Raw genomic sequence first — 5,958 nt, forward strand, 5'->3', positions numbered from 1 at the left:
TTCTCCTAATTATTTAAGTGAAATAACAGATTTAACCCACTACCGAAAATTGGTTCTATATATCCAGATGTCTTTAGTACTAAACCTGATTGCCAAGTTTGTGATATTGGATATACGATTGAGGATGAGTCACATAATGTGAGTTATGATATTTCTTTAGGTATTAATGACCACCTTTCTTCAATAGAAATATACGATAGTGATTGTGGTTCTGTATATGTTAATGAAGAAAATGAATTAGCTTATGAACCAAAGTTATTAAGGTTTTTTAGCCGCCTTATTGAAATAAGTGATGAACTATCTGAAAAATTTAAATTTGCTTTACAGGGGCTTGTTTCAACAATGCCCTCTATACCTCAAAGCTATTTGGAAACACCATCAGGCAAATGGCTACGAACAATTAAGCATGATACAGCCTCTACAATCACCGATGAAACATGCCAATGGAATGACGAGTATAAACAGTCCTTAGAGGCTTTAGTTGTTAGATTGAATACACCAGATTTAGCTACTGAAGCAACTAAATTAAAAAAAGTTAAAGTTAAAGTTGATGAGTTGATTAAAAGCTTTAGGAATTGGGAAAATAAATTAGGAGTTGATAATTGCAGTGCCTATCTGGATAAGAAAAAAGATAGTGTAACTAAAGGTAAAGCAGCAACTAAATATGCTAAAAGTATATTTGAACAAATCCCATTGACTGGGGTGGGTGAAGGAATTTGGAGCCTAATGTGGGATCATGCAAGGGCGTATTCTAAACAGGTATGCTACCCTGAAACTGAATTTCCAAATGTAACTGATGGATCTGTATGCGTGTTATGCCAACAGCCATTAAATGAAGAGGCTAAACAAAAATTGATCCAGTTCGAGAGCTTTGTAAAAGGCGAACTTGAGTTAGCAGCAAAAAAGTCAACATATGAATTAGCTGTATGTGAAAGCAGTTTATCTGATACTCCAGATGAAGAACTAATTTCCACAATTGTAGTGGCCGCGAATCTTGATGATGTTTTAACTCCTTTAGTTATGAACCTTCGAATGGCCATTGAAAATGCTGCTGGGAAATTATTAAAAGCTGAAGTTGATAAAGAATTTGAATCAGGCATAGATTTTTCTATTATCCCTCAGTTAGAAAAAATATCAATAGAGCTCGAAATATCAGTAAAACAATTGGAAGAAGACGCAAAGAAGGATAACAGGCCGTCATTGGTGAAACAGAAACAGGCGCGCCATGCTACCTCACGAAATTCCGGGACTCCTGTCGCCATAATTCGTTCACCTACGCAGCGAATAGGAGATGCTCCAGCCGCCCTGCGTCCGCCACAGACTGAGCACAAAGCAGCTCAGTCATGGCTACCTCAAATGGCTCTACGGCTATTCGGGATAAAATTTTAGCCTCCCTCGCGCGCTATCGCGCACTTCGGATTGGCAAATTTCCCTGCGCCTTCTGGAGACTATCATCCCGTCCGGGGCTGACAGCGGTTGAACTAGAAGCAAGGAAGTGGCTATCAGAACAAAAGCAATCAGTTTTAAGTGAAATTGAACTGTTAAAACAAAGAGAAAAGATTAATACAGCTAAAACATTAGTAAAGACAGTTGAACTCTCAAGAAAAAAATCTAATTTGGCAGAAGAGTTAGTAACTGAAGAATATATTTCTCGTTTTTCTAAAGAGGTCAAGGGTTTAGGAGCCGAAAGACTCAATGTTAAACTTGAAAAAACTAGAGCTCCAAAAGGTAGGGTTTATTTTCAGTTGAAACTTACTGGTAGTGCAGAAAAGGTAGCTGTTAATGATGTTTTAAGTGAAGGTGAGTTCCGCATAATTTCATTGGCTGCTTTTTTGGCGGATGTTCGCGGAAGAGCTGAGAAATCAACATTTTTATTTGATGATCCAATCTCTTCATTAGATCAAGAATATGAAGAAAAAGTTGCTGCAAGACTTGTCGAATTATCAAACACTAGACAGGTTATTGTCTTCACACACAGATTATCTTTATTAGCATCTTTAGAAGGAGAAGTTAAGAATCAAGGTGTTTCTCATGATGTAATAGGGTTGTATAGAGAACATTGGGGGGCAGGACAACCTGGTCCGCCTCCAATGTTTTCGCAAAACACAAAAAAAGCTATAAATACTTTGATTTCAAAGATGCTTGAAGGTAACAGAATTTATGAAGAAGAAGGTTATGAGAAATATTCATGGTGGGCAAAATCTATTTGTGGCGATGCAAGGATTACTATAGAGAGAGTTGTTGAATATGATCTTTTGGCTGATGTGGTGCAACGATTTAGAAGACCCATTAATACTAAAGGAAAGTTGATGAAGATTGCTAAAGTCTCAATTGATGATTGTTCTTTTATTGATGAAATGATGACTAAATTTTCAAAATATGAACATGCCCAGCCTAATGAAGCTCCAGTTAGTATTCCATTGCCAAATGAACTTGAAAAGCTTTTAACTTCATTAAAAGATTGGCGTGAAGACTTTATTGATAGAGAAATTTAAATGAGCTCAGCAGAAACAGTAAGAGTTATAGTCAAATCTAGTGTTTAAGGCTAGGCTGACATTCTGTCTTCACTATCCAGTTTTTCTACTATGCACTTTCAGTGCATAGTGGTTGATTCCTTAGCCACGCCTCCTATTGATAACCCTTTAATTCGATACCCCTAGATAAGGTCGCTTACGCTTTTAGCGAGACCATAGGTTTGCTCCAATAATTGACGTCAAAAAAACAAGTGTATTTTTTACATCACCATCCGCACCAATAATCACCTTCAAGTCGCCCTGATTCTTCGCAAATAGCGTTAAAAAAGGCTGTTAAAAAAACATATCATGTGTTATCGTTAATAAAACCCATGTTAAAAAAGTAAACAAATGAAAATAGGTTACGTCCGAGTTTCAACAACATCTCAAGATACATCACTACAAATAGACGCGCTTAATGCAGCTGGTTGCGAATAATTTATGAGGAAAAAGCACCACCACATAAACGACCATTTATGTGACAGTACCTTGATAGTGTTATATGTTTGGCATTACTTAGGAACATAGTAAAACTGTGAATCAAATGTAGCTTAATAAATGGGTTCTGTCGCATAAAGTTCTCTTCCTCTAAGTGGCAGTTAAACTCCCAGCAGATACAGGGACAGGGTACACTCAAGGCACAGGACTACCTGTAGACTTGTATACATATCTACCAATCTACATTTATTACAGATATACTTTTTGTTGACAACCCGGTCTACCTAAATATAATGTTTACTTATTTACAGGTCTACCAGTATACCATTATGAAAATAGCAGTCTACAGCTCCAAGGGTTCCGCGGGGAAAACCCCTATATCTACCAATATCGCACTGGATAAGGGCTTTTGTATTGGTACGAATGAAGCTTTCCATATCTACGACAACCTCATAGATGATAACAAGCTTATAGCTCTTCAGACAGAAGAGGCTTTTCCTCAAGAACTTGTAGAGCATGATATAGATATTGTATTTGATCTTGCTGGTTCAATATCAAAATTCGCTATAAGCATGAGTTCAGCTCTTAAAATGGCCGACTATGTTATTGTTCCTATCTATAATGAGTATAAAAGCCTTGTAGCTGGCTTAAACACCATAAATCAAATCAAAGAGTTCAATCAAAATATAATTGTTGTGGCTACCAAACTACAAAAGCAAAAAGGTGAGATATTCAAAGACGATTGGACACAAAGCGAAGATTTTAAAAATGTTCAAAATGCCGTCCATACGAAAGTAGGGGAGGGGATACCTGTTCTACCTCTCAAATTTTCAAAAGCCTTTGATAATATTTTTGAAGAGCAAAAATCCATTAAACAACTAATGGAAAGCAATGCTCTAGCCTCTTATAGCTACCGTGAAGTAGCTAAACAATTTGATGCTCTTTACAATTTAATTGGTATATAAACATGGGTAAAAAAAATCTAGATAGTCTTGTTATTAAATCTGAGAGAATACTTCCCACAAAAGAAGAAGAAAAAGATTTAAGAAAAAAAGCAAGCAAGCCTAAAACAGTAAAAGAGCGTGATAGTGAAGTTATCAGTATCAAAATAACACCTACTGAACTTGCAATCATAAAGGGAAAAGCTGGGGAATTAGTCCCTCTAGGAACTTTTGTTAAACATTACATAAGAACAAAAACTGATTTATTTACTAAGCAAGGACCCAATGAGTGATAGTAAACAACTTCAAGAAGCTTTAGGTATCCAGTTAGAGCTATTTCAGTCCACTAAGAGGCTTAACCTCTCTGAGACCTATGAAGTTATACCAAAAAACGTATCTAGCAACGACCCGCTTATAAAGTGGGTTAGCAAATTTATTGCTGAGCCAGTAGAAAAATGTTTTTCTATTGAAGGGAAATCTTATGTTTCAGAAATTTCTCCTGCCAATTTTAAAAACAAAAGAACAAAACAATTTCAAAGCCATTTCCCTGATTTAAGAGAGGCACGAATTGAATACGCTATTATCTCTTTGGCTTCAAAACAGATTATTGATATTGACACAGATTCTGAAGATAAAAGAATTTTCACAATTAGAACTACATACTACCAAATACAAAAAGAAATAGTAGAAGCTATTAATAAACGGGAAAGTAAAGATTTAAAGCCGAATGAGTGTCCATATAATACAACCAGTATAAGAGAAGCTTTAGAGGTTCTTAAAAGAACTGATATTACAGTTAAAAACCATGCTGGAGATAGTGAGTATATATTCAATAGAATATAAAGATATTTACATGGATAACAAAAAAGTTGTTATTGAACTTGGAAATATGATAACCAGTTATATTAGCTCTGGAGATTGGAGAGCAACCGACTCAAATAGTATACTTGCTTCAAAAGGGAAATATGAGCTTAGCCTTAGAATTATGCTTAATATGCGCTTTAGATATGCGTCCGAAAATGGAAAGCCATATAGTCCATCACTTACAAAAATAATCCAAGATATTGATTTTGTAGAGAACAAATACAAAAGAATCACTTTACAGAAAATAGTAGCTATCCTTGAAAAAATGCACGAAGTGAAGAGAGTAGAAGTAGATAAAAAGTTTGAAGGTAGAAAACTTGTAGATGCAATCTTACATATTTACGCAACAAGTGGATTTTCAAGCATGATGATTGAAAATAATAAAATGACTAAGGAATGTGCACGAAATAACTTCCTGAAGCAGCCAAGCTTGAATAATGAAATATCTCCCCTAAATTAAGGTTATCTTAATTTATTACTCAGTGGTTGTCTTATGTCATTTCCTTATAAAAAAAATATCGAAAAGTCGATGAAGAAATTTTATGACTCACTTTGTGAAAAAAATAAGCGACGGTATGCCGCCATTGAAAGTGAAAAATTATCTCATGGTGGCGTTAACTATATTTCAGCTTTATTAGAGTGTGACCCAAAAATTATCCGCCAAGGAAAAAAAGAACTCACCGAATTAGAACGGGATATAACAGGAATCAGACAACCTGGAGGCGGTCGAAAAAAAAGACCTCTACCCCTGAATACAGTGGAATAGATCAAGACTTTTTAGATATTCTTCAACAGCATACAGCAGGCAATCCAATGAATTCATCTATTAGGTGGACTTATCTAAAGCCGCGTGAAATCGTCAGTGAATTATTAAAAAAGGGTTATTCTGTCAGTCGTAATATCGTTCGATATTTATTAAAAAAACATGAATATGTTAAGCGCAAAGCCCAGAAAAACATTACGATGGGTGGTCATCCTGACCGCAATGCTCAATTTGAAAATATTACCCAATTGAAGCAGGACTACCTGGATGCGGGAAACCCTGTTATTAGTATGGATACCAAAAAGAAAGAGTTATTGGGTACTTTTTATCGTAATGGATCGCTCTATACACAAGCAGCCATTCAAACGAATGATCATGATTTCCCTAGCTCTGCAACAGGCAGTGTTATTCCTCATGGGTTTTATGACCTCAAACGAAA

At 35.7% G+C, this 5,958-nt stretch carries 9 protein-coding genes; all 9 read left to right on the top strand.

What is annotated here, in order from left to right:
- The first annotated feature begins 138 nt into the window (after positions 1-138).
- On the top strand, positions 139-1,389 hold the full coding sequence (locus CDZ78_RS11845; RefSeq protein ID WP_087870200.1) for an AAA family ATPase: 1,251 nt from the start codon (positions 139-141) through the stop codon (positions 1,387-1,389).
- Entirely contained in the window at positions 1,344-2,495 is a 1,152-nt protein-coding gene (locus CDZ78_RS11850) for an AAA family ATPase (protein WP_140414020.1), read from the top strand. The genes CDZ78_RS11845 and CDZ78_RS11850 overlap by 46 nt, the downstream gene beginning before the upstream one ends.
- A 369-nt stretch (positions 2,496-2,864) precedes the next feature.
- Positions 2,865-2,951, top strand: coding sequence for a recombinase family protein (locus CDZ78_RS21255; protein WP_373862481.1), 87 nt, complete (start codon positions 2,865-2,867; stop codon positions 2,949-2,951).
- Between the two features lie 329 nt (positions 2,952-3,280).
- Complete coding sequence (locus CDZ78_RS11855) at positions 3,281-3,916, top strand: P-loop NTPase family protein (RefSeq protein ID WP_087870206.1); 636 nt, start codon at positions 3,281-3,283, stop codon at positions 3,914-3,916.
- Positions 3,917-3,918: 2 nt separating this feature from the next.
- Complete coding sequence (locus CDZ78_RS11860; RefSeq protein ID WP_087870202.1) at positions 3,919-4,185, top strand: hypothetical protein; 267 nt, start codon at positions 3,919-3,921, stop codon at positions 4,183-4,185.
- Positions 4,178-4,735, top strand: a complete 558-nt coding sequence (locus tag CDZ78_RS11865; protein ID WP_087870203.1) for a hypothetical protein — start codon at positions 4,178-4,180, stop codon at positions 4,733-4,735. The genes CDZ78_RS11860 and CDZ78_RS11865 overlap by 8 nt, the downstream gene beginning before the upstream one ends.
- Before the next feature lie 10 nt (positions 4,736-4,745).
- Positions 4,746-5,216, top strand: coding sequence for a hypothetical protein (locus CDZ78_RS11870; RefSeq protein ID WP_140414021.1), 471 nt, complete (start codon positions 4,746-4,748; stop codon positions 5,214-5,216).
- Between the two features lie 33 nt (positions 5,217-5,249).
- Positions 5,250-5,522 carry a hypothetical protein gene (locus CDZ78_RS11875; RefSeq protein ID WP_087870205.1) on the top strand — a complete coding sequence of 91 codons (273 nt, stop codon included), beginning with the start codon at positions 5,250-5,252 and terminating at the stop codon, positions 5,520-5,522.
- A 47-nt stretch (positions 5,523-5,569) separates the two neighbouring features.
- Positions 5,570-5,958, top strand: a 389-nt coding sequence (locus CDZ78_RS11880; RefSeq protein ID WP_444979207.1) for an ISAzo13-like element transposase-related protein, incomplete at its 3' end; no start/stop codon positions are given.

It is taken from the genome of Bathymodiolus platifrons methanotrophic gill symbiont (assembly GCF_002189065.1).
GTDB lineage: Bacteria > Pseudomonadota > Gammaproteobacteria > Methylococcales > Methylomonadaceae > Methyloprofundus.